Raw genomic sequence first — 25,877 nt, forward strand, 5'->3', positions numbered from 1 at the left:
CTAGAACTTGGTTGCAAATCCAACATTGCGAATCGCTTGGTCGCTGTACTTTCCATGAGCTACCGGATTGCCGGTGGCACGTAAGATATAGGCAATCGCTTTATCTGCGTGCGAGAAAAACTTTTTCCACCCTGCACAAAGGTAGTTGAGCCCAGGCTCACCTGTACGGGTCTTAATAAATCGGTTTTTGGGACATTCGCCATAGCATGCAAACTGATAGTCACACTGCTGACACTGCGCCGTTAACGTCTTAGATTTAGCGAATCCGAAATTTTGTTGTGCTTGGCTATAAGCCATTGTTTCCAATTTAGTTTCGTTAATATTGCCAATTTTGTACTCGGGGTATACATAATGGTCACAACTATAAACATCGCCATTAGGCTCCATTGCTAAGCCTTTGCCACACAATTGACCAAGCGTACATAACGGGTTTTTTCGTCCCATCCATGTTTCTACACTCGCTTCAAAGTACTGAACAAACACACGGCCGATATCTCGTTGAATCCACTCATCGAAGATGGCAATAAGGAAATTACCCCAAGCCTCATCAGAAACGCACCATGATTCCATAATCGAGTTGGCGTTACCGGGAATTAGTCTTTTGTCTCCTTGCTTGAGCTGCTCATTTGATTTCCATGTTTGCGGTGCGGTGGTTCGGAACGACTTCTGCTCAACAATTGGAATAAACTGCATTTGTGGTGAACGCACTTCATCACGCAAAAAACGATACACTTCTAAAGGATTCTTGCTCGTGAGGTTATTAACGCAGGTCAAAGTGGCAAAGCTCACCTTGTGTTTGTGCAGCAGTTCAACTGCCTTCATGACTTGCTTATGTGTACCACGCCCTGCTCGGTTGGTTCGGTAAGCATCGTGTAGCATCTGTGGGCCATCAATACTCAGTCCAACAAGGAATTGGTTCTTAGCAAGAAACTCACACCATTTATCATCAAGCAGTGTACCGTTCGTTTGCAGGTCATTTGAAATCTTAATACCTACAGGCTGATATTTCTTTTGTAGTTCAACCACTTTTTCGAAATAACTGAGGCCAAGCATAGTTGGCTCCCCACCCTGCCACGAGAAGATAATTTCCGGCGTATTCTGTCCTTCAATGTAGTTTTTGATGTACTGCTCTAAAAGCTCTTCGTCCATCTCTGGAGAACAGCCTTTTTTGTATTCCAACAGGTCTTGTTTACTCAGGTAATAGCAATAATTGCAATCAATGTTGCACACAGCGCCAATGGGCTTCGCCATCACATGCATTCTTTTGGAAGCTTTCCCTTGGAACTGGGGACCTTGCGATAAGTGGATTGACTGTGAGGACTCTGTCTTTCGGGAATCGCCTATCGACTGAGCTGAATTCACACTTAATACCATAACTCATGCACCTTTTATGTTGAGACTCATCGCATTTTATATCAGGGCGAAATACGCGGGCGTTATAGTGCTTATAACCAAAAAGAAAGTGGGCAGTCGTTAAAATTGAGGAGATGTTTCTTAACACTACAGAGCCAAACTATGACTGATTACTCAGAGGAAAAAAGGGCATGGAATACAACAAAACTACTTGTTGTTTTAGCCATCATTGCGCTACCTATACTACTTTCTGGCTGCGCGAGTCCGTCCAACCATCCTATCGCTATGAGTATCAACCAAGATATGGTTCTCGTTGAAGGTGGTGAGTTTACTATGGGCTCAGATTCCAAAACTGCTGCGAAATCAGAGCGTCCAGCCCACTCTGTTCGAGTCGATAGTTTTTACCTATCCAAATTTGAAGTCACCCAAGAGCTGTTCGAGTCCGTCATGGGTTCATCGATGAGTTACTTCGCAGCACCTAATGTGCCAGTTAACAATTTAAGTTGGCAACAAGCCAACTACTTCGTTGAGAAACTCAATGAAATGACCGGCGAAAACTATCGTTTACCGACAGAAGCCGAGTGGGAGTTTGCAGCGAAAGGCGGTATCCACTCTAAAGGATATATCTACGCCGGTTCCAACAACATTGATGACGTCGCCTGGTACTCAGAAAACGCTAATAATCGCGCTCACCCAGTTGGAATGAAACAACCTAATGAGCTAGGTTTGTATGATATGACTGGAAACGTAGGTGAGTTTGTTCAAGATGCTTTCGATGACGGCTTCTACCATTTTTCTCCTGTTAACAACCCAAATAACGCCAAACATTCAGACTCAGGGCTTTCACATAAATCCGTAAGAGGTGGCAGTTTCTCTTACGACGCGAACGAATCTGAAAACTTCCGACGCGACTTTGCGAGTCAATCAATCATCATGTCGGATATGGGCCTTAGACTCGCGAAAGACAAATAAGCTTTCATCGTCACGGCAAGGACAGACTATGCATAAGAATAAACTCATAAAACCAATAGTGACAGCATCACTTTTGGTGACTTTGTGTTTCAACGCTAGCGCGGCGTTAGCAACAGAGTCTAAACCCAATCTCGTGCTGCAGATAACCGTTGATGGGTTACGTGCAGATCTGATTGAGCGTTACAAACACAATTTCTCAGACAATGGTTTTAAATACCTTATGGACCAAGGCGTTTATTATAAAAACGCCAATTATGAACATGCTAATACCGAAACCATCGTAGGCCATGTTTCCCTAGCAACCGGTGCACCACCAGCCGTACATGGCATGGTCGGTAACGTTTGGTTTGACCGAGGATTAGATAGGCTTGTCTACAACGTCGAAGATCCCAACTATTCAATGTTAACATCTGGTGCAGGCGTTGATAAATCCACTGAAATAGACCCAACACAGAAAGCAGCTGCAGGCGATGGTCGTTCACCTGAACCTATTCTTTCGACCACATTTAGTGACGAGCTCGTTATCAGCAATAATGGACAATCACACGTTTTCTCTGTTTCAGTGAAAGATAGAGGTGCAATTTCCCTGGCTGGACATGGTGGTAAAGCCTTTTGGTTCTCAAAAGCACAGTCTCAGTTTGTCACCAGTGATTATTATTACGACACCAACCCATTTTGGGTTGATCGATGGAATGAAAAAGCCATTCCTGCCAAATACTCAGGAAAGCGATGGGAGTTGTCACTACCTAAAGACCAGTACTCTCTGCAAGAAAACAGCAAAGATCATAAAGTGGATTTAGGCGGATTTGCCCGTACCTTCCCTCACCCTTACGGGCCTGCATCTTATAAGTACTACTCGACGATGTTGACAGTAAGTCCAGCTGGCGATGAAATCACAGCTGACTTCGCCAAGACACTGCTGGCACAAGAAAAGTTAGGAAGCGGAGATGCAACGGATTATCTGGCTATCAGCTTTTCTTCCAATGATTACGTCGTTCACCTTTATGGCGCATCGAGCTTAGAAACCGAAGACAACCTCATCCGATTGGACAAAACACTCGCCGATTTATTCAAATATGTTGACGACTCGATTGGTCTAGAGAATACCCTCATCGTGCTCTCTGCGGACCACGGAGTCCCCGAGGCATCTCCAACTGTAAACACGCTTGGTTTTAGACAACCTTTTTATTTCAATAAGGATGCGTTGTTGACTGACGCTCTTATGACACGACTTAAAAACGAATTTGGTCTGGAAAAAGACGTGATTAAGCTTTACGCACAGCCTTATATTTATCTCGATCACGACCTCATTGCTGCAAAAAAAGTATCACTCAGGGATGTGCAAAAAGTTATTGCTGAAGAGGTAATGAAAGTAAAAGGGGTGGCGACTGCAGTAACCAGTGAGGATATCGCAAGCAATCGAGTTGCGGACTCACGAGTTAATGAACTGATTCGCAACAACTATCACCCTCTTCGTTCCGGCGACGTCTATATGGTATTTGGTCCTCGTACTTATATTAATGATATGGATGGACTAACCATTGCATCAACCCATGGTTCACCATGGCGCTACGATACGCACGTTCCCGTCATCTTTGCAGGGCATAATCTTAAGCCCCAAACTGTTACGCGCCCTGTCACGCCTTATGACATCGCCCCAACACTATCTGGATATTTAGACGTTAGTGCACCAAGCGGCGCCACAGGCGTGATGTTAGAAGAAGTATTTCAAGATTAACTTATCCTAACCACCAAGAGAGCATTGAGCTCTCTTGGTCACAACTTTCTCCTTGAGCACACCAAAAATCATGTAGGAAAACATGAAGTTTTCTCCGTGTTTAGTGTACAAATCACCGTCACCCTATTCAGCAAACCACTTTTAACACCCTAGTTTAAAGCCCAAATAGTCCTTAAATGCGCTCTTCGGCTTTTTTGGCTTAAGCATTTTCGATACCATCGTGCATCACTTGTCATCACAGATAGTCCATGATGCCTAGCAACCAAATCGAGCTTTTTCCTTGGAACACCAATTTCGAAACTGGAATAGCCAGCATTGACGAGCAACACAAAAACCTATTTTCGTTGATTAACAAACTCGCTAATGCCTTGGTATACGATAACCAGCTTCAAGTTTCTACCATTTTTGATGAGTTAGCTGACTATGCTCTCTACCATTTTTCGGAAGAAGAGCGCGTGTGGCAGCAATACTTTGAACAAGATTCTTGGTGTGTACTTCATAAAGGTAACCATGAATCCTTCGTACCAGAGATTATTCGACTTCAACATCGTACGAAGAGTGTTGGTTGGCATGAAGCGACCGAGCAAATTCTACATTTTCTTATTCGCTGGCTGCTACTACACATTCTCAACGAAGACAAGAAAATGGGCTTAGTGATAAACGCTCTTTCAAAAGGTGCTCTTGACTTAAACCAAGCAAAAATCGAAGCCGAAGTCGCCCTCGTTGGAGAACATGGAGCACTCACCGACACTATTTTAAATATGTACTTTGAACTCTCCTCTCATGCGATTGAGCTTATTAGAGAGAAGAATCGTCGCATCGTTGCCGAGAAAGAACTAAAAGCGCTCAATGATAAACTCCAGCAACTGGCAGTCACCGACGAGTTGTCCGGTTTGTTCAATCGCCGATATTTTATGATGATGACACAAGAGGCCTTGTTAAGAGCAAAAGTGGAGAACAGCTACCTAAGCTTCATTTCTCTCGATCTCGATAATTTCAAGCATCTAAACGACACGCTTGGGCATGCTCGAGGAGACGAGGCCATCATTCACTTTAGTCACGTATTAGCATCAAAATTCCGCCGCAAAAACGACTTTATCTTTAGGATGGGCGGCGATGAGTTCCTGGTAGTTGTATGCTGTGCTGAACATCAACAGGTAATTGAAATAGCGGAACAAGTGAGAAGTACGATCGAACAACAATGTCTAATTGATACGTCAAGCATTAACGCTATAACAACATCCATCGGAGTATTCACCCACATACCCGAAGAACACGAAGATTTTATGTACTTTATGGAGCGAGCAGACCAACTGCTATACAAAGCAAAAGAACAAGGCCGAAACTGCGTGCTTTCAGCTTTGGAGTGACGACCCTGACTTCAAACCTTATGGCACACCTTCCAATCAGGAAGCGAGTCCACTAGTATGAAGACGTTCCCCCGAAAATAATTGGTCAAAATGTCTATTACTCATCAGCTTCGGCTCTTCGTGGATGTCGTCCAGCAAGGTTCATTCGCCAAAGCTGCGACACTCAATAATATGGATAACTCCTCGCTTTCTAAGCAGATAAAAAAGCTCGAGGAGACATTGGGCGTGCAGTTGCTCAATCGCTCTACTCGTTCGTTTTTTCTTACCTCTGCAGGGGAAGACATTCTTGCTGAAACTCATGTGTTGTTAGAATCATTGGATAACATAAAGGGAATAGCGGATTCTTACCAATCTGAGCCAAAAGGAGTCATACGGATTGTCTCCGCGGTGTTCTTAGGACAGCAATATGTTCAGCCCGTTATTAGTTGCTTTATGAGAAAGTACCCAAACGTTCAAGTAACTTTGCATTTAGACGACAGAAAAACCGATATCATTGCCGATCACTTTGATCTAGCTATTCGGATGGGTAAGTTAACGGATTCGAACTTAATTGCTAAAAAGCTGGCTAAGACTAACTTTGCCATCGTTGCCTCTAAAGAGTTCCTTAAGCAACATGGAACACCACAAACACCGGAAGAGCTCATTACCCTGCCCGCTGTCATCTATAATAACGGCGATGTATGTCTTGATAGTTTTAAAATGAGTAGAACACCGAGTTGCCAAGAAATGACTAGCTATAAAATGCAGGGTAACTATAAGGTCAATGACGTTCGAACCATGATGTCTGCAACGCAGAATGGAATTGGTTATTGCGTTATTGACCTATTTAATTTGGAAAAACCCATTGATGAATTAGGGTTAGTACCATTACTCACCGACTATACCCTATCTACTCAGGACACAGGGATTTACGCTATTTATCCACATCGCAAACAAACCTTACTGGTTTCCGAGTTCATTAATCAGTTGAAGAGCTACATTGGAGAGCCAGCTCGCTGGGAAGCCCATATTCCTGACTATCAGCATATGTACAAGCAATGACCTTAGATTAATTAACTTGAGAGGCAATCTTAATAATCTGTTGCCTTAACCATTGATGCGCCGCATCCGAGTTGCGACTCGGGTGCCAAACCATGCTTAGTCCATAATCTGATGCGCCAAATGGCATCATCAATGCCTTAACATCTAGACCAACAGCAAACTTGTTGAATGTTGAGTGGGTAATAATACCTATTGCGTCAGTTTGGCTAATCGCTGGCAACATATCTACCTCACCCGCCGCTCGGTACATAATTTTACGTTTACCGAATTCAGGGAAGTCCTTCTCATTAAAGAAGCTTTTACGTGTCTGCCATTGAGACATCACCACATGCTGCTCCGCTAAATATTGCTCGGTAGTAATCGTGTCTCCGGTTATACGTGGGTGATTGTTGGCGACTACCACGTACAGCTTTTCTCTGAAAATCTCTCTAACTTTTAATGTTGGAGTTTCACTTCGAGTTCTATCAATGACCAAATCGTATCGCTGTAAACGCAAATCAGACTCATGGTCCTCAGTAAACAAAGGATGAACTTCTAGAGATACTTTGGGTGCAATTTTGGAGATACGAACCAATAACTCTGGCAATATCGCATAATTGGCTGCAGACACTGAAGCTATCGAGAATGTCTTGGTCGAAGTCTTTGGGTTAAAGTCTCTAGAAGCTTCTAATGTCGAAGTAAAGTTCTTCAAAGAAGTGGCTAGCGCTGGATAGATATCATTGGCAAACGTAGTCGGCTCTACACCACTTGCGTTTCGATGAAACAGCGAGTCATCATAGATTTCTCTTAATCGCTTTAAAGCCTTGCTAACGGCAGGCTGACTAATTCCCAACCTTGAAGCCGCGCTAGAAAGACTTTGCTCTTCATAGATTGCAACGAATACGGGAATTAGGTTTAGCTCAGTATTTTTCATTATTACCTTAACTTCACTCGCAGCACTCAACCCCATTTATCAAGGCCTTTTAAGTCACTTGCGCGCTGTTGTTGTTTGCTACTTTTCAACTGACGCCACAGCCAAAAGCTGTTTTCTTTGTTTGGCGTATGCCTCTGAATGTACTCACTTTCCGCTCGCCACTTATCACTGTCGTGCATTCGCTTTAATTCTAGGGTGGCAGTACGCTTTCGACCTTTTAAATAAAGTAACGTTCTTACCTTAGGCCAATCTTGTTTTCTTACGGCTTGTTGGAACAGCCACCAAGGCGGTTTAGGATGAAACTTATAATAGCGATTTACAAAGATCGTCAATCCTATCAATACAATAGAGGCACTTATCAGTATAGCTATCTGCGACCAATAGGTATTCAATAAAGATCGCCAAGTGTGAGCAACGGTTATTTTTTTAGTTTCTAGTGTTACTTCTTTGACAGATTGTGACTCGCTATCCCACCAACGAATCGTCTGCTTTGGAAACGTGACCTCACCACCTGTTGTCAGTATATAAACAGTCTCATCGGTTCGGGTCGATTGATAGTTTCCACGAGTCTGACTATCTGTCAACGCACTTGGTTTGGGATAAGATTTCGTGCCAACGATGGATTGTTCACTGTCTAGTGGAGGCAATAGTATGGATAACGTGTCATCAGCCGTAATGGTTACTTTTCTTGTCAGGCTATCTCCTGCTTCCAACTTCTCAGATGACTGCTGCCAATCTTCCGAAACCTTGACGTTACTGGCAACAAACCAAGGCTTGTTTGGAGTGAAGGAAGCATCTGGAAGTTGAGTAAAAAGCGACATCGGTTTGGTATAGAGTGTGCCTTGCACGTTAGTCCCATCAGATGCTGACACTTGAACTCTAACTGGAACTTTAGGTAAACGATATTCACCACTTTGCTGAGGGTAAAGCGTAATCTCCCAACGCTGACGTGACCATGTTTGGCCATTTTTTCTCTCAGTATAATTGGTCGCAAGCTGGTTTCGCTGTTTGACAATAAGATCGGGCATACCAAAAGCCGAAATGCGAGTACCACCTGTAAACCAACGAGGTGTCGACACCTCAATGTACAATATCACCTGTTCTCTAATGGCAGCAGGTTCAGACGCGGTTGCTCCTTTACTGAGCCAAGATTTGATTTCTACGCCTCCTACACGTTCAAGTTCGTTGATGGACATAGCCGCATTAGATTGTACAGAGAACATCAGTAAGAAAGTGCTAACAAGCAGTAAGCTCAATCGTTTTACATAGCAAAGTCGAAAAATCATTGAGTTTGACCTCTCTGAGTGTCACGCAGTTGAATCTGGAATTTATTGCGTAAGAAGTTTTTAGGATCGGCTTCCACTCGGCTTAGCCATTTATCAGCCAGTTCTTCACTTCCTAGAATTTCCCGTGCATTGAGCGTCTCTTTTAGCATCATTTCCGATGTCGTCGTTTCATCAGCGCCATCTGCCGTTTGAGGATTATCACCAAGCTCTATAGATTCTTCTGGGCCATCTGTGGTCCCTTTTTGGCTTTCACTGAATCGGTTTATTTCGTCAACAAGCGATTGCATCACCTGGTAGTTATGAGTCGCTTTTTCTGCAATATCCGCGGATTGTGTGTCCTTAGTAAGCGCGCGATAGAGGTTTCTTGCTGCCAAGTATTCTCGTTGTCGTGCTAATGCATTGCCTAAATATAGGGTACCTAGTTCGTTATTCTGAACTTGCAAAAACTGCGCTTGTGCTGACTTAAAATCGCGCCCGTAGTAATAGGCAATGCCTTTATTCATGGGCTCTTGATAATGCTTTGCCGCTTTTAGAAACTCTCCACGCTCAAAATACCACTGACCTTGTTGTTCGGGTGTCAGCCAAAGATTCATCCACGCTTGTTTCGCTGAGATCCAGAGTTGATCCACTTGTGACACAGATTGTGCAGTTGTCTCAGTTTTTGCCACCGACGACACCGCTTCCGCGTGTGCTTCTGAGACCAAAATATTTGGACTTAATAAGGTTGCGACGAACATCCATTGCACCAACCAACCCTTTCTGAACCAAAGCAAAGCTAGCAGCATAATCGGAAAGACCAGATAGTAGCCCATATCACGCCAAGGCATAGCTGACTCTCCAGAGATTTGCATGTGCCTTTCAACATCAGTAGCAATTTGTTCAACATCAGTGTTGTCGATACTCAACGCGTAGTACCTTCCACCAGTGTCATTGGCAAGCTGCTTCAGGCTGTCCCAATCTGTTGCTGCGCTTGATTGGTTGCGTTCACTGCCTACCGCCATCACCATGACGAGCACGTTTGAGTCTTCAAACTCCTTCTTATACTGTTCAATCGCCGCTGATGCTACGCCATCTGAAATAATGAGCACTGAACCCGATGAACTGCCTTTAAGCTGTGACTGTATCTGAGGGATAGCGGCTTGGGCACTCTTACCCTGAACAGGAATCACTTCTGGTAAAATAGCGTTTAAGAACGGCAAGAACACCTGATTATCTTCTGTCATTGGCATCGCGGTATGAGCGCTGCCAGCAAATACAATAAGCGATGTTTTTCCACCTTGACGAGCTTGCAGTAAGTCACGAATTTTGTACTTGGCACGCTCGAGTCGAGAAGGAGGTAAATCACTTTGCATCATCGATTGGCTGGTATCGAGTACTATCACCAATTCGCCTTGATCCTCACCAAATGGTGAGGCCTCACGCTGCCAAGTCGGCCCTGCGCAAACAATAATCGCTAAGCTAAGAATCGCACTAAGGAGTTTAAGTGGCAGCTGGCTTTTCCACCCTTGCTCGCCAATAACCAACGCCTTTTGCAGATGCTCAGGAATTATGGTTTTCCAAGCAGCAGATGATTCTCTGCGCCAACGAAGTAACAACAGCAAAGCTAATGGCACAAAAGCAAGCAACCAATAGGGACGCATAAAATGGAACTGAGAAATAATTTGCTCGACGACTAGGGAATTCATTAGATGTTTCTCCCTGTTTGATTGGTCTCGTTAAGTTCGCGAGGTTGACCATACCGACGCCGTAGCGTTGCGGTTGAAAAGGCGATCAAATACAGGATGACTACTACCATCAATAAATACTGGTGCACGGTTTGTTTAGGTCGGTATTGAGTACTTTCGTACAACTTCGGCTCTAACTCACCAATCGTTTGGTACGCTTGTTGAAGTGCTTCTTGGTCTAGGGCCTGAAATGCCTGACCACCTGATTGGCTAGCAATATTATCGATCGTTGCCATATCCAGCGCCTGCTCACCGATGGTGGCGGGATCGCCCATCGCAATCACGTGAATACGCACACCTTTTGCCGCCGCGACAATAGCGGCATCTTTAGGTTCTACAAAACTGCCAGTGTCATTACCATCGGTCAGTACCACGACTACTTTCTCTTTGTCTTTTGACGATTCAGATTGTTCAAATACCTTAATCGCGAGACCTATCGCATCACCTAGATGCGTGCTCTGCCCTGCCATCGCCACTTCAGTCTGATCAAGTAACGCAAGCCAGACATCGTGATCCGCGGTGAAAGGCGTTTGAAGATAAGCCGCATCACCAAACAGTATCAGACCAAGTCGGTCACCTTCTCGCGTTGCAACGAATTCATGCAGGACACTTTTGACAGCATCAAGCCTTGAGACCGCTTGACCATCTGACGAAGAGAAGTCCATCTCAGACATAGAGCCCGATAAATCAACTGCGACCATCACATCTCGACCAAGCTTCTCTCTCGTTTGTGGCTCGCCCAATACCGTAGGTTTGGTCATTGCAATAACCAATAAGCACCATGAAACGATCAGTATTCCACGTTGCCACCAAGACGGTTGCAATTGGCTGGCACCAAGTTCTGGCTGCTCACCCAAAATATCCAGCAACTTATTAAAGAAAGGGACTTTGATGGCACTTTGTTTGGTCTTGTATGCAGGTACAAATCGATAGACAACCACTGGCAGCGGCAGAAGCAAAAGCCACAGCGGATACGTCAATGTTAAGGTAGACCAACTCATCGCTGACCTCCTTGAATACCAATTCTACTGAGACTGCGAGCAATCACTTGTTTTGCCTGCCAATACTGTTTAAGCCAATTAGGTACGGGGTGATGTTCAATCCACCTATGTACTTGTTGATAAATATGTTCTGATTCCGAAGCGTCTAGTGTCACTTTTGAACTCAGTAAAGTGCGTAACCATTTTCCACCCAACTCAACATTAAATTGAGCATCAGGGCTGACATAGCGGTTCAATTGCTCTATCCATGCTGTTCCATATTGTTGAGATTGAGAGATTTTAAGGTACTGCGTGACACTTTTTAGTACGTCGTAACACATCTGGTCGCGTTGTGGTGATGTCTTGTTGCTTTGCAGAATAGCGAGTGCTTCTCTTCGGTAACGAAGCATAGAATGGCGACAATAGCCGCGAAAAAGTTTAACGCCAATGAGTAGAACGATGAGTAATCCGATAAGTTGCCATCCAATGGTTTGTGGCAACCAACTAACCGAATCAGGATTAGGAACTTCGAGCATGTTACGCAAAATGTAAGAGCTAGGTGCAGGTTGAGTCATGAGCTAAACCCTCCTACAGCTCGTTTAAACCTGGCAATGTGGTCACCATCGGTCGTCAGTTCAATCACAGGTAATTCTTTTATCGACATAAGCTGGCGTAAGCTTTCCAGTTTGCTTTGAGATTGCGCTGCCAAACCAGCATTAGCGGTATTGAGTTTATGTTTCTCTGTCACACTTAACTGATACTTACCATCGCCAAATACTAACGTTGACGCATCAAGAATCTCATCAGGTAGTCGACGTTCTAGTGGGTCCGAGATGATTACGCTGAGGATGTCATTGTGCTGTTGTAGGTATTTCAGTCGGTCAATATCATGCTCTGTCGCATCTGACCAATCCGATATGAAAACTACGGTGGCGTTTTTTAACCCCAGATTACCAAGCATAGATATGGTCGCCGTAAAGCCTACGTTGTCACTGTCTTCACTGTGTAAACCAAGGGATTGATTTGCGTGACACAAGCGCTTAAGTCCATGTAGCAGATGATTTTGCGAGCGCTGTGGTTTTATATACTCGATGTGGTCACTATGATTAATGATAAAACCCACACGGTCGTTGTCTTTTATGATTCGCCAAGCAGCCAGTGCGCCAACTTCAGCTGCAACAACCGATTTCATCGTATCGACTGACGAAAAATACATCCCGCTTCGCTGGTCAATACACAGAATAAAGTTACGATCTTTCTCTTCGGTATAGGTTCTGACATGTGGTTTACCAGTACGCATCGTGACCTTCCAATCGAGATTACGAATGTCATCACCAAGCTGATAATGTCGCAATTCTTCGAAGTTAAGACCACGACCGCGAAACGGAGAACTGTGTCTGCCAGACATTGCCGACTGCGCCATCAAGTGTGGCAATAGTGAGAAAGCTTGAACTTGCGATTGCAGTTTCACCAATCGGGCGTATGGAGTATAAATGCGAGTATCGAGTGACGCCTCGGTATTGTGAGCCATATTATCTACCTCTGCGGTTAGCCAATAGCCACAACATCCAATAGACGGTCGACGACATCCTTCTGAGTGATTTGCTCTGCGAGCGCGTTGTATGACAGCGATACCCGATGACCCAGAACCATATGAGCCACGGCACGCACATCATCTGGCTCTACATGAGAGCGGCCTTGTAACCACGCATAGGCTCGACTGCATTTATCCAGAGCGATAGACGCACGAGGCGAAGCGCCCACTAAAATCCAATCTTGTAACGAGGAATCTGCGTAACGGTGTGGCTGCCTCGTAGCCATCACTAATCCGACAATGTAGTTTTCAACGATGTCAGATACTTCTATCTGTGCCATTTCTTCACGAGCAACAAACACCGACTCCGGTGAGATGGAAGATTCAGAGCTATTGCTCTTTGTTGTACTCGAACGCGCTCCCAGTTCTTCATCACGAACTAGGCGAATGATGTCTTTCTCGGCTTCGTCTTCTGGATAATCCACCGTCACTTTCATGATAAAGCGATCCATTTGCGCTTCTGGCAATGGATAAGTCCCTTCTTGCTCGATAGGGTTTTGTGTCGCTAACACCATAAAGAGTTCTGGGAGAGAGTGGCTTTCACCACCTACGGTGACCGTGCCTTCTGCCATTGCTTCCAACAAGGCGGCTTGAACCTTAGCAGGAGCTCGATTGATCTCATCCGCCAACACAATGCTGTTGAAGATAGGTCCGGATTGGAAATGTAGCTGAGGTTTCCCATCTACATCTTGATAGATTTCGGTGCCTGTCACGTCGGAAGGCAACAAATCAGGGGTAAACTGAATACGACCAAAACTTGTATGTAGACGATCCGCTAACGCTTTGATAGAGCGCGTTTTGGCCGTACCTGGCAAGCCTTCTAGAAGAATATGACCATTGGTAATAAGCCCAACCACCAGTGCAGTGACCACATGCTGTTGTCCGATCACTGACTCACCAACTTCAGATATTAGGCGGTTAAGCTCTGTTTGTGCTTGATTCATTCGTTTACCCTTCCAGCTACACTTAATTTAGGCGATAACACATACCCTTCATACTATCGTTAGCGGTCATAACTTTTAGTTATATTGATAATGCTCATCGCACTTTAATAACGTGATTGTAGTTGCTCTATTACTTCCTTAGGTGCGAATTGCGACAATTGCTGCAAACAAGCCTTCGATTCAGGCTTTTGGTATTTCAACAGCATGTCACATTGTGCGTATAACTGTTCTGGATTTCGACTGAGCTTGAACGCTTGGTTCAGAGCGGAGATTGCCTGCCCAAGATTAATAGACTCCATCGATAAACCATAAACGTACCAGTACTGAGCATTGTCTTTTTCTAGGTCTACCGCTTGTTTTAATAAGTCAGATGCTGCCAGTTTTTCACCCTGTCTTAGTTTGGAAAGCGCGGCGCTGTAACGAATTGCCGCTGAGTTTGGCTGATTTTTGATGCCCAACTGTAGAGTTTGCTCGGTTAATGCCTCTTGACCCTGAGCACGATAAAGGTCCGCCAGATTGATATAACTATTGGCAAAGTATGGTTCAACAAGAATGGCACCTTCGTACTCTGCAATGGCCAGCTTTGTCTTACCTTGAGCGGCGTAAACGTTACCTAGATTGGTGCGACCAAAACCTCTGTCAGAGTTAAATTCTTGTACTGCTATATATTCTTTTAACGCAGGCTTTAGTTGATCTTTTTGAAGAGGATTTAGCTCTTGCCAATAACGCGCTAACGCACCAGCGGCTTCAGTTCGAACAGCTAGCACTGAATCAGTCAATAACGGCGAGATAATTTGCCAGCGTTGGTGTGAAGGATAAGGCTCACTGCCTTGGATCGCCCCGACCCGTACCATAGCATCGCTGTTTTTTACAGCACGCCCAAGCGCTATCAAACTATTTTGGCCAGGATAATTGGCTAAACGTTGCAACGCTGATGCTCTTACGATTGAAGCTTCAGAGTTATCTTGCGCAATGTACGATAAGGCATCCGCTGCAGCGCGGTGCCCTATGGCACTTGCATAGAAGGCAATTCCATAATGCTGGCTGTTTTGGTATTTAGATTCAGGGAACCATACCGCAAGCGCTTTACTAGCCCACTCAGGTGACTCACTTTCATGGCATGTCGTACAGACATTGGGCGTTTTGATATGTTGTGTGAGGTCTGGACGAGGAACGTGCCAACTGTGGTCTCTTCTTGGATCGACTTCCATATAAGTAGTTTCTGGCATGTGACAAGTCGTACACTTGTCTGCTTCACTACCTTTTTGATGGAATGTATGATTTTCCGAGCTATATTCAGACGCGATGTGACATTGTAAGCAAACACTTTCTTTCGGAATTTTAAGCTTAGCTGTATGTGGGTCATGACAATTGGTACACGTGACGCCCATCTGAGCCATTTTCGATTGTTCGAATGAACCAAGCACATACACTTCATCGTAGATTTGACCATCGGCGTGATAAAGTTCTTGAGTAAGGTTTGAAACCAAGTAACGGTCCAAAATCTCGCCTTGTACATGATCGTAGTCTTCTGTGAGCTGAACACGTCGACTATGACACTGAGCACATACTTTTACCTGTTGGGTCGATTTAATATCACTAGGTTGTAACGTCGATTTCCCTTGTTTGAATACCCAGCTTGTCACCGCTTGAGATAAATCACGATTGAAACCGTAGTGGTCAACAGTCCTAAAGCTCCCGTCACTGCCTTGCTTTGCAAGCTCTATATGGACACTAGCAGGACCATGACAGGCTTCACAACCGACATTAATCTCAGACCAAGTGGTTTCATATTGATTGGTGGCTTTGTCGTAGCCTTTGTGTAAGTTTGTAGAGTGGCAATCTGCACACATGAAGTTCCAATTTTGACCAGAGTTGGTCCAATAAAACTCATCGTTTGGCGTCGTATCAGGATAGAGGTGGTACCACCTTTGCCCGCCAGACTCCTTGGCTCTCGAATCCCATGTAAAAGGTATCAGTTGTACGCGACCATCATCAAACTGGACCATATATTGTTGAAGTGGGTAATGACCGAAAGTATAAAGAATTTGATAGTCGTGGAACTCACCGTCAGGTCCTTGAATATTGACCCAGAATTCATCGTCTTTCTTATAGAAGCGATTCGTTTTCCCTTGATACGTAAACTGAACATTATTGAAATCGGCTAGAACACTCTCCGATGTCGCGTGATCCATGGCTCGCTCATGGTCAGAGCCCGTCCATGACTCGACTTCCTTAGCATGACATTCAATACAAGCATCACTGCCAACAAAGGAAGCCCCTTCAAGTTCAGAGCTAACTGCCGACGATGTGAAACCGACACTAACTAGTGCTAATAAAACTCTTACCATCACACCCATTTAGCTTCCCTTCTAACACGTGCAAGTTATTGTTATTTCAATAATAACAATAGACTACTGAGTTATAGGTGCAAGGTGTTCTAAAAAGATAAAACCCGATCAGTTTATTAAGACAGCAAAAAGATAGTTTATCGACTATTCAATAGCGATTTTGGCGACTCGCCTGTCCAACGCTTGAAAGCTCTCGAGAAGGAGCTGAGATCTTTAAAACCGACTTCTAAGGCAATTTGAGTGAGGTTTGTACTCGGGTTGGCGGACAACGAAATCGCTCGTTCTAATTTGTAACGGTCTAGCAAAGTTCGAAACGACAAAGACTGCGCACTGAGTTTTCTTGTTAGTGTTCTACTACTCATATGAAAATGCCGAGACACAGAGTCAATCGTTATATCTGTGACCTCATACTGCTTAAAAACGGAAAACACCTGCTCAGCTAAACTCGAATCCATAGTGCTTTCGGCACTGTAATGCATCGGTGCCACTAATGTCGCGTTAAGCTCAGAGTTGGCGTAGGTGCATGGTTTATTAACAAACCAGCTTGGTAAGGTAATACGTCGAATCTTATGCCCATAGAAAATTCGGCAATTAAATCGTTGTTCTAATGACTCTATGACGTCGTCATCTAGAGGATCTCGTTCAAAGAAAAACTCTACGGTGCACGCTTCTTTTTGTGTCGAACGAATAAAAGTAATTAGGGCGATACAGTAATAGCTAAAACCAAGGTTGGAAAAGGTCGGCATACCTTTATCGTTGTCGTGTCTGAGCATCCAAAGTTCAGACTTCTCATTAAGGCGATGAATAAACACCAACTTTACAGCAGGACAAAACACTAACGAAAATGCTTCGAAGAACTTCAACATGACATCAACGCTGGGAGCGCTATATAGAAACGCCCCAAGCACACCGAGATGATTTGCCGTAATACTGGTACCAGCATCTATCACAATATCAAACGCGGCAGGATGTGCTTCCACTAGTGCAATCGCTTCCTCCAACGCATCAAGGGAGACCTTTGGCCTCTCCATTTGCTCGTGCCAATCCTTGATGCCGCCGCGATACGCAGCAATATCGAGACCATAGCGCTTAGCAGCCTCGTCAAGAGACCGAAGCCACTGCACATCAATGATTTGTCGGGTCGAAGCCGTCTTTAGAAGTTCATTTGAGTCCATACCCTAACGTAAGCCACACAAGCGAAGGAGTACTGTCTCCAATTGCTCCCATGGTAGAAGTTCACTATCGATGACTTCGATTCTTGATTCATAGCCTTCTAACGACATTTGATTGACAGAAACAACACGATTAGCAACGTTAAAGGCGTAACAACCTTTATCTGTGTTTACTACCGCCTTAATGCGCTCTGCATTCAAATCACTGAACATTGAGAATAACTGGTCAAAATCGAATGTATGTTCCGCACCAACAATCCAACCACAACTAAAGTAGCCTTGTCCCTGATTCTCGCGACGAATAAATGGTTTTTCAGGAGATAACTCGAATACTGGTTCAAGATCGCTATGGTCGTGAAAGTCGTGAGAGTGGGCAGAAAATTCCGTTTCTTGAATTCGTCGCTCTATATCCAATACCTCTATCGGAAGCACGCCGTTTTTTACCAGTTTGTGGAAAATCTTGGCAGGCGTTTGATCCGTAACCCAATCATTGAACACATCGACATCTTCAGCGGTGCATTGATCCACTTTATTACCGATCACAACCTCAGCGACACTAAGTTGATCATTAAAGTTAGCATTAGATAAATGCCTATCATCGGATAAATTACGCGGGTCCACCAACGCAATCGTCGCTTTTAAATCAATATAATCAGTGTACTGCTCTGATGTTAACGTCTTAATGACCTGTTTGGGATGCCCCAACCCTGTTGGTTCGATTATCAAACGATCCGGCTTTTGTCTTAACAAGACGTTGATACCTACCGACATCGGAACACCTGCAGTGCAACACATGCAGCCTCCCGGGACTTCTTTAATAAGTGCACCACCCTCAGCCATCATTGCACCATCAATACCGACTTCTCCAAACTCATTAACGAGTACAGCCCAGTTCTCATTCTCGGGTTTTGATTTAAGTAGATTAAGTATTGTGGTGGTTTTACCCACACCAAGAAAACCAGTGATGATGTTGGTAGGCACTTGATTTGACATGATGAACTCTCTGAATGTTGCTTTGGTATGAGTATATACCTAAGTGACTCGTAGGTTCTATATTGAATAGGTTTAGGGATGAGTATAAAAGACCAAAAGACAAAAGGCGCACTTTGCGCGCGCCTTGATCCCCCGTTACTCAATCGTGAGTTTGCGAATCTCTGAACCTTGTTAACGCGGCTGAGATAATTTACGGGGCAGTAGTATGTGTTTGTTGCACATCCAAATTGTACGTAGGGTTTTCAAATCCTCCATGCTCGTCGAATACAATCCCTACGCTTTAAATATGGTACATATCTGGATTATTGCAAGTAGAGAACATTGAGGTGAATCACAAAACGCTGCAACACTAGGCAACATTAAATTTGGAATACTACTTTTCATCTTTACCACTGTTGCCAATTGTTCTAAGTCGTATAATTTTACTTATACATTCCCGCCAATCCGAAGAACCAAGGTCTTTAAATACAATGACAAAGAGAGAAAGAATCAAACAGTCGTTACTTGCCCATGTGCCACGCGGAACGATTAATCAATTTCTCTCGAGAGACACGACCCCTATCTCAGTGCTTTTGCTGTCTTGTGTTGTGGGTGTACTTGCAGGTTTAGTAGGCACATTGTTTGAGCTTGGTGTTCACTTCGTAACTGAGACCCGCACAGAGTGGCTTCGCGACGAAATCGGTTCAGTCCTTCCTCTGTGGTTATCAGCTTTTCTAATTAGTGCATTACTCGCCTTCATTGGCTATTTTTTGGTCCATAAATTTGCACCAGAGGCCGCTGGATCAGGTATTCCTGAAATTGAGGGTGCGATGGATAATATGCGACCAGTTCGTTGGTGGCGCGTGTTACCCGTTAAGTTCTTTGGTGGCTTAGGCGCTCTCGGTTCAGGTATGGTACTAGGTCGAGAAGGCCCAACGGTACAAATGGGCGGCAACTTAGCTCGGATGGTGACAGATCTCTTCCGAGTAAAAAACGATGACAGTCGCCATACCTTACTTGCGTCCGGTGCTGCAGGCGGTCTCGCAGCTGCTTTTAACGCCCCTCTTGCCGGTATCATGTTTGTTGTCGAAGAGATGCGTCCACATTTTCGCTACTCTCTTATTTCTATTAAAGCCGTACTTATCTCAGCAGTAACCGCGACTTTGGTTTTTCGCTATATTAATGGCCAAAGCGCCGTCATCTCCATTCCACAATATGGCTCACCAGAGCTCAATGTGTTGTGGCTGTTTCTAGTTTTAGGTGCACTTTTCGGTGTATTTGGCGTTGCTTTCAATAAACTTGTTACTGTGTTTCAGGATCTGTTTGTACGCATTCATAAAAACGACCTTAAGCGTTTCCTGTTTACTGGCTCTATTATTGGTGGATGTTTCGGACTACTCCTTCTCTATGTACCAGAATTAACTGGTGGCGGTATCGGTATTATTCCTGATATTACAAATGGCAGTTTTAGCGCTTCCATCTTGGTATTGCTGTTTATCGGTAGAGTACTTACTACCCTTATTTGCTTTGGCTCTGGTGCGCCTGGCGGTATTTTTGCACCTATGCTGGCACTGGGAACGTCCTTCGGTTATGCCTTCGGATTAACAGCGAAAGCACTATTTCCTGAATTACCAATAGAACCCGCTGTCTTTGCAATCGCAGGGATGGGTGCACTCTTCTCTGCAACGGTACGTGCACCGATTACTGGAATTTTACTGGTCATTGAAATGACCAATAACTACCACTTGATCTTACCACTTATCATCACTGCGTTGGGCGCAACAGTAATTGCTCAAGCAATGGGGGGACAACCTATTTATAGCCAACTACTCCACCGAACCATCAAAAACGAAAAACTACGACAAGAAGATCTACCACGAAAGGAAAACTGAGCGCATTTTCTATCCAAACTGTGTATAATTAGACGGCTAGACTGCTAGTTCTCCCAGAAGAGCTAGCAGATAATAATAAGGATATTAAAGAGAGCTCTCCTCGTGACAACAAGTCTTGCTGCCCTAAAACGACTGACACAGTTTCACAGTGTCCCCACCTCTCAAGCCTCATTGGCTTTAGGAATAATCGGCCTCGGCCACGCTTGGGCGATGTATGTACCAGAACTTGGTAAGACTATTCAGCCAATCTTAGCCACTATCGGGGCCCTACTGTTAATTCCCGTACTGTTAAAATATCTGCTCAATCGCCATATATTTTCTGCTGATATAAAGCACCCATTAACAGGCAGCTTAATGGCTCCAATGAGTATGGCGTTATTAATCCTGTGTGATTACTTAGCCGTTATTAGACCGCTCATCGCCTATCCTCTTTGGTTTGCTGCGTTGATGTTGCATATACTCATGGCGATATTATTCTTTTTCTATCAAATTAAGAATTTTAAAATAGCCAATATAGTTCCAAGCTGGTTTCTTTATCCTGTTGGACTAATTAGTAGTTCATTAGCAGGAACTCAATTTGGACATACGGTATATTCTGAAACCATTGCTAGTGTATGCATCGCAATATATTTCTTTATGCTACCACTGGTTCTATATCGACTGGTGTTTGAAGGTATGCTTCGCAAACGTGCCAGACCTACTATCGCTATCATGGCAGCGCCGATCAACCTCACATTATCAGCATACTTAGTCAATTTCCCTGAACCTGATCCTATACTGACGGGTGCGCTAGCTGGTATCGCCATCACGATGACATTACTTATCTATTTGTGTTACTTCAGATTATTAAAACTGAAATTTCAACCATCTATCGCTGCGATTACCTTTCCTTCAGTCATCAGTTCTATCGCGATGTACAGGTTAACGGATTTCTTCGAGGGCGAGTACCCGCATTGGCATTGGCTTCACAACTTCGGCTTTTTGGAGTTATCTGTAGCAACTTTGGCGGTTATCTGGGTGAGTTTTGGTTTTATCAAAATGTATTGGCCGGAGTTAATGTCACGACAATGAAAAAATGTGATACATATATCAATAACAACTAAAAAGAGTATAAAAAACCTCGCACAGATCCCCAATGGGTATAAGCAAGATGAATATATCGCTATGTAGTATAGTGAAGATTGCTAGTAACTCCAAAAAATAAAATAGTCACTAGTGACTATTTTTGCATATTGGGCAATATTTCGTTCTGTCGGCCGACAACCCATTTTAAATGTCGAGAGAACCTAGCTATGCACTTAGAGAAAATAACAAAAACGTTGCCTAAATTTATTGAACAGCAACACGATATTTATATCGCTGAAAATATCCATTCAACCAAAAGTAAAAAGCATCTAGTCTCTGGGAAAAGACCTACGGCAAGTGATACTAGTTACCAAACAAATGACTATCTATGTCTGAATAACAACGCCCATATTAAGGAGAAGCACATAGACGCTATACGAGCCAATACGGAAAGTATGTTGATGTCTGGTGTTTATACTGCTGAGGCGGAAGACAGTTCTGCTTTTGAAAAAAAACTCGCTAAACTAACAGGATTTGAAGAGTGTGTGGTATCACAATCAGGTTATACCGCAAACCTGAGCTTACTACAGGCTATCTGCACGAAAGACACTAATGTGTATGTTGATTTCTTCGCTCATGCTTCATTATGGGAGGGTGCAAGAATTGCTGGCGCTATGGTTCATCCATTTATGCACAACAATATCAGGCACTTAAAGCGACAGATTCAAAAGAATGGCCCAGGCATAATTCTAGTTGATTCTATCTATAGTACGTTGGGAACTATAGCACCGCTTGTAGACCTGGTATCAATGGCTTATGAGTATGACTGCGCTTTGGTCGTGGATGAATCACATTCACTTGGAACTCACGGTCCTAAAGGTGCTGGTTTGGTTGCTGAATTGGGTTTAACTGAGCATGTCGATTATATTACTGTGAGCTTAGCAAAAACATTTGCATATCGTGCAGGCGCAATTTTATCCAACAAAAAGACCGCACATTGTCTTCCATTTGTGGCATTCCCTGCAATATTCAGTTCCATGCTACTACCGTATGAAACTGAACGGTTAAGTGCCACTGTCGACGTTATCAAGAGCGCCGACAGTGCAAGACGCTCGCTGTTCTCAAATAGTGACTATTTACGAAATCAACTAAGAAACTTGGGACTATCTATTCGTAGTGAATCTCAGATCATCGCTTTAGAGACAGGTGACGCTGAAAACACTGAAATTGTTCGGGATTTCTTAGAGAGCAAAGGCGTTTATGGTTCTATATTTTGTACTCCGGCAACGCCAAAAGGAAAAAATATCATCAGATTTTCAGTCACTTCAGAGCATACTCTCGAGGATTTAGATCGAGTAGTACAAGCATGTAAAGAAGCAACGGAAAACAAAGAATTCTATTTCTTATAGTTAGTAAATCGGATGCGGGGCTCAACCTTAAGAGCTGAGCTCCCTCATCTATATCCAAGACGCCACTTTATCAACTAGCTCATCTTTCGGTGTCGGTTTAATGAGTAAGTCATCCATTCCAGATTGCTTGATTTTTTCACGAGTTGTTGGATTCGCATCACCAGTAAAAGCAATGATAGGCACTGTATTATACTTTGCTGTGGATTTTCTTATCTTATCCGCAGTGGTAATGCCATCTAGAATCGGCATCTCTATATCCATAATGACTAAATCAACGTTTTCTTCATCAAGCATGACTAGTGCGTCAGCACCATTGCTAGCCTGAAGCACGACCAAACCTTCTTTTTCCAACATTATGCTAGTAATTGTTCGCAATGAGTGATTGTCATCGACTAAGAGAACTGTTTTTGTAGAAGATATTGTGTTGTATGGACGAACCGTCGCAAGCTCTTCCACTTCTCTAAAAAACAACTTATCTAACGTGTCTCTAATATCAGAGGTAAACTCGTCATAATCCATTAGTTCGACATTAAGATAGCGCTTGAAGTATAGATTTCTCTGGTCATTTGCGGAGTGAACGAGAACAATTCTTGCCTCAGTAAACTCAAGCTTAGCCTCTAGACTCGAAAGGTAGATCCACCCTTCTCTCGATAGATTACCGTCGATAATAATAAGGCTATACTCAAAACTATATTCTTCGCGATAACTTGCCGCTTTTATGTCTTCAACTGTCAGCTTGAATTCTCGGTGATATTGAGCACTCTTAACCAAGTCCAACATGCTAGATGACTCACCAATAAACAACACTGACTTATCTTTAATCAGTTCACTCTTAATCTGTGCCACTTCAGCCGACTCATACTTAGGAAATATTAATTTAAACTCTGTCCATGCACCAAACTCGGATTGACATACAATCTTACCGCCAAACGACCTCATAACCTTTTTACAGAAGGCCAACCCTAGACCATAGGACCCAGATTTACCGGTAGTGTAAAAGTCTTCAAAAATATACGGAAGTAGTTGCTCTTCAATCCCCTTGCCGGTATCTCTAAAAATAATGATATTGCAATCGTCTTGGGTTTGAGAGTCAATTGTTATGGTGAACTTCCCTGCCCCCCGGTGGCGAAACGAGTTTTTCAGTAAGTTAAACAACACATACTTCAATAAAGTATCACTGCCAAAATAGTCGAAACTGTTCGGGATATTGACCGAGACAGCTTTATTGTCCAGTGCTGTTTTATATGCAAACGTTCTGATTGCATTTTCAATTACTTCTTTGCCATTATTACGGCAGAAAGTCGATGTAGATACTCGACTTTGATCGATAGAAGTCAGTAGTAAGTCAATGGTCTCATTGCCATTCATGATCGTTTTCATGGAATCATCTATGATTTCATTCAAACGTTGAAGCTCTTCGGTGTTCAATTGGTGAGAGTTACGAAAGATAGCGCTCTTATTAGGAATAATCGCTCGCATTACCTCTAACGAAGAATACATAGCACTAAGAGGGTTTCTCATTTCATGAGCGATACCAGCACCGAATGACTTAGCAATCGCGAATTTCGATTCATGCTCGTTTTGGTTACGAAAAAAGAACAAACTGCCGAAAATATAGGTAAACGCAAATATGGGCAAATAAGTAAGGCTCTGTTCCATATAGATCCCTTGCCCACCCATAATGTAAGCAAGTATAACAGCAGATACAACAGATATTACCGCCTGAGCGACCATGATTCTTGTATCATAAATAAGCAATATATGAAGAAATATGGATGACATAAACGACATAACCCAAACTGTCGTCCAGTTATTCATCAACATCATGTAGCAAAAGAAGAATGGTAAAGTAAAGCCAATGACTACTAGGTAATAGTATGGGAGGATTCGCTTAGTTTTTTCTGAAAAAGCACGTAATAAGATAAACCCTATTAACATGATTGCGCCAATAGTTCTTAAAAGCTCACTTTCATAAGGCTGAGGAAATACATACTTCCAAATGACGTAATAAAGTGGAAAGCCCAAAATCCCCATCCATGCGACAAGTGTAATATTTGGCGCAGCATACTCGTAGGTTCTCTTTATCCTTTCCATCTGTGCAATCAATCCAGATTTAAAACTTATTACTATTGGTTAAGCATAACATTGGCTTGATCGGTAAGAAAGCTTTGTAAAACAACAACGCCCTCGTAATCAGAGGGCGTTGCAAACGAATATGTGATACGTCTTCCAGAAAGAACTATCGCAGTCCATGCAAAAACTCATGTCGAGTCGCTGGTTTGGATTTAAAGATGCCACCCAATGCTGTAGTCGTCGTTTCGCTGGTAGCATCCATGACACCGCGAGACTTCACACAGTAATGTACTGCATCAATTGTTACTGCGACATCGTCGGTTTCAAGCAATGCTTGTAGAGCAACCAGAATTTGTTGCGTCATGCGTTCTTGAACTTGTGGACGCTGTGCGAAGAACCTGACGATACGGTTAATTTTAGACAAACCGATGATTTTACCTCGAGGGATATAGGCGACTGCCGCTTTACCATCAATGGTAACAAGGTGGTGTTCACAAGTGCTCGTTACCGTGATGTCTTTAACACGAACCATCTCACTAACATCCATCTTGTTTTCGATGACGGTGATTTTAGGGAAGTTCTCATAGTCCAAGCCAGAGAAAATTTCATCGACATACATCTTGGCAATGCGATGCGGCGTCTCCATCAAACTATCGTCTTGTAGATCAAGCTGTAACAACGTAAGAATTTCACGCATATGATGTTCAATACGCTCTTTCTTTTCTTCACGGCTGACTTCATTTGGCAGCATCGGTGTTTCTAGCCCTCGCTCTGACAACGCGGCTTTCACCAATTTTGCTGATTCACTTAATCCTGACATCTTACTTCCTCGCACTAACACCCGTAAGGGGGCACAAGGATACTCGGAATTTTCATCAATTACACCCACAAATTCTGTATTGCTTTGTATGCATTATGATTTGAAGCATGTTTTTGGCTATTTTATCCATAGGAGTAAGCCTCTCTTCAGACAAAATGTGTTACATTCCGAAGACTTTATTGAATTAAATAGTTCCACTGAATCAATT

20 protein-coding genes are annotated in these 25,877 nt (G+C 43.5%); 7 read left to right on the forward strand and 13 right to left on the reverse strand.

What is annotated here, in order from left to right:
* A complete protein-coding gene (locus tag OH456_RS00365; protein WP_038227711.1) occupies window positions 1-1,308 on the reverse strand; it encodes an anaerobic sulfatase maturase in 1,308 nt (435 codons plus the stop codon).
* Between the two features lie 207 nt (window positions 1,309-1,515).
* On the opposite strand from OH456_RS00365, the gene OH456_RS00370 reads away from it, so the two are divergent.
* From OH456_RS00370 to OH456_RS00385, 4 genes are all read left to right on the forward strand, one after another.
* Window positions 1,516-2,325, forward strand: coding sequence for a formylglycine-generating enzyme family protein (locus OH456_RS00370; protein WP_038226550.1), 810 nt, complete (start codon window positions 1,516-1,518; stop codon window positions 2,323-2,325).
* A gap of 28 nt (window positions 2,326-2,353) precedes the next feature.
* A complete protein-coding gene (locus OH456_RS00375; RefSeq protein WP_270032566.1) occupies window positions 2,354-4,063 on the forward strand; it encodes an alkaline phosphatase family protein in 1,710 nt (569 codons plus the stop codon).
* Between the two features lie 248 nt (window positions 4,064-4,311).
* On the forward strand, window positions 4,312-5,433 hold the full coding sequence (locus tag OH456_RS00380; protein ID WP_270032567.1) for a bacteriohemerythrin: 1,122 nt from the start codon (window positions 4,312-4,314) through the stop codon (window positions 5,431-5,433).
* Window positions 5,434-5,523: 90 nt separating this feature from the next.
* A complete protein-coding gene (locus OH456_RS00385; RefSeq protein WP_006070526.1) occupies window positions 5,524-6,474 on the forward strand; it encodes a LysR family transcriptional regulator in 951 nt (316 codons plus the stop codon).
* 7 nt (window positions 6,475-6,481) lie between these two features.
* Here the strand turns inward: OH456_RS00385 and OH456_RS00390 are convergent, their stop codons facing one another.
* The 10 genes from OH456_RS00390 to OH456_RS00435 form a co-directional block, all read right to left on the reverse strand.
* Complete coding sequence (locus tag OH456_RS00390) at window positions 6,482-7,387, reverse strand: LysR family transcriptional regulator (RefSeq protein WP_038222099.1); 906 nt, start codon at window positions 7,385-7,387, stop codon at window positions 6,482-6,484.
* Between the two features lie 26 nt (window positions 7,388-7,413).
* Complete coding sequence (locus OH456_RS00395) at window positions 7,414-8,673, reverse strand: hypothetical protein (RefSeq protein WP_270032568.1); 1,260 nt, start codon at window positions 8,671-8,673, stop codon at window positions 7,414-7,416.
* Window positions 8,670-10,358, reverse strand: a complete 1,689-nt coding sequence (locus OH456_RS00400) for a VWA domain-containing protein (protein ID WP_270032569.1) — start codon at window positions 10,356-10,358, stop codon at window positions 8,670-8,672. Before OH456_RS00400 ends, OH456_RS00395 begins: the two co-directional genes overlap by 4 nt.
* Window positions 10,358-11,398, reverse strand: a complete 1,041-nt coding sequence (locus OH456_RS00405) for a vWA domain-containing protein (protein ID WP_240205196.1) — start codon at window positions 11,396-11,398, stop codon at window positions 10,358-10,360. The genes OH456_RS00400 and OH456_RS00405 overlap by 1 nt, the downstream gene beginning before the upstream one ends.
* Window positions 11,395-11,952, reverse strand: a complete 558-nt coding sequence (locus OH456_RS00410) for a DUF4381 family protein (protein ID WP_252039631.1) — start codon at window positions 11,950-11,952, stop codon at window positions 11,395-11,397. Before OH456_RS00410 ends, OH456_RS00405 begins: the two co-directional genes overlap by 4 nt.
* Window positions 11,949-12,908 carry a DUF58 domain-containing protein gene (locus tag OH456_RS00415; protein ID WP_240205194.1) on the reverse strand — a complete coding sequence of 320 codons (960 nt, stop codon included), beginning with the start codon at window positions 12,906-12,908 and terminating at the stop codon, window positions 11,949-11,951. The genes OH456_RS00410 and OH456_RS00415 overlap by 4 nt, the downstream gene beginning before the upstream one ends.
* A gap of 17 nt (window positions 12,909-12,925) precedes the next feature.
* Window positions 12,926-13,915, reverse strand: coding sequence for an AAA family ATPase (locus OH456_RS00420; protein WP_270032570.1), 990 nt, complete (start codon window positions 13,913-13,915; stop codon window positions 12,926-12,928).
* Window positions 13,916-14,019: 104 nt separating this feature from the next.
* On the reverse strand, window positions 14,020-16,275 hold the full coding sequence (locus tag OH456_RS00425; RefSeq protein ID WP_443088619.1) for a multiheme c-type cytochrome: 2,256 nt from the start codon (window positions 16,273-16,275) through the stop codon (window positions 14,020-14,022).
* A 128-nt stretch (window positions 16,276-16,403) separates the two neighbouring features.
* Window positions 16,404-17,441: a helix-turn-helix transcriptional regulator gene (locus tag OH456_RS00430; protein ID WP_031494840.1), complete on the reverse strand. Its 1,038-nt coding sequence runs from the start codon at window positions 17,439-17,441 to the stop codon at window positions 16,404-16,406.
* 3 nt (window positions 17,442-17,444) lie between these two features.
* Window positions 17,445-18,431: a CobW family GTP-binding protein gene (locus OH456_RS00435; RefSeq protein ID WP_270032571.1), complete on the reverse strand. Its 987-nt coding sequence runs from the start codon at window positions 18,429-18,431 to the stop codon at window positions 17,445-17,447.
* A 470-nt stretch (window positions 18,432-18,901) separates the two neighbouring features.
* Between OH456_RS00435 and clcA the strand changes: the two genes are divergently transcribed.
* From clcA to cqsA, 3 genes are all read left to right on the forward strand, one after another.
* Complete coding sequence (gene clcA, locus OH456_RS00440) at window positions 18,902-20,302, forward strand: H(+)/Cl(-) exchange transporter ClcA (RefSeq protein ID WP_006070537.1); 1,401 nt, start codon at window positions 18,902-18,904, stop codon at window positions 20,300-20,302.
* A 102-nt stretch (window positions 20,303-20,404) separates the two neighbouring features.
* Window positions 20,405-21,373, forward strand: a complete 969-nt coding sequence (locus tag OH456_RS00445) for a TDT family transporter (protein WP_038222071.1) — start codon at window positions 20,405-20,407, stop codon at window positions 21,371-21,373.
* A 221-nt stretch (window positions 21,374-21,594) separates the two neighbouring features.
* Window positions 21,595-22,776, forward strand: coding sequence for an alpha-hydroxyketone-type quorum-sensing autoinducer synthase (gene cqsA, locus OH456_RS00450; RefSeq protein ID WP_270032572.1), 1,182 nt, complete (start codon window positions 21,595-21,597; stop codon window positions 22,774-22,776).
* Between the two features lie 48 nt (window positions 22,777-22,824).
* Here the strand turns inward: cqsA and OH456_RS00455 are convergent, their stop codons facing one another.
* Window positions 22,825-24,870, reverse strand: coding sequence for a hybrid sensor histidine kinase/response regulator (locus OH456_RS00455; RefSeq protein WP_270032573.1), 2,046 nt, complete (start codon window positions 24,868-24,870; stop codon window positions 22,825-22,827).
* Window positions 24,871-25,015: 145 nt separating this feature from the next.
* Window positions 25,016-25,669, reverse strand: a complete 654-nt coding sequence (gene folE, locus OH456_RS00460) for a GTP cyclohydrolase I FolE (protein ID WP_038226529.1) — start codon at window positions 25,667-25,669, stop codon at window positions 25,016-25,018.
* Window positions 25,670-25,877: the final 208 nt, after the last annotated feature.

This window comes from Vibrio sp. La 4.2.2 (assembly GCF_027586995.1).
Lineage (GTDB): Bacteria > Pseudomonadota > Gammaproteobacteria > Enterobacterales > Vibrionaceae > Vibrio > Vibrio mediterranei.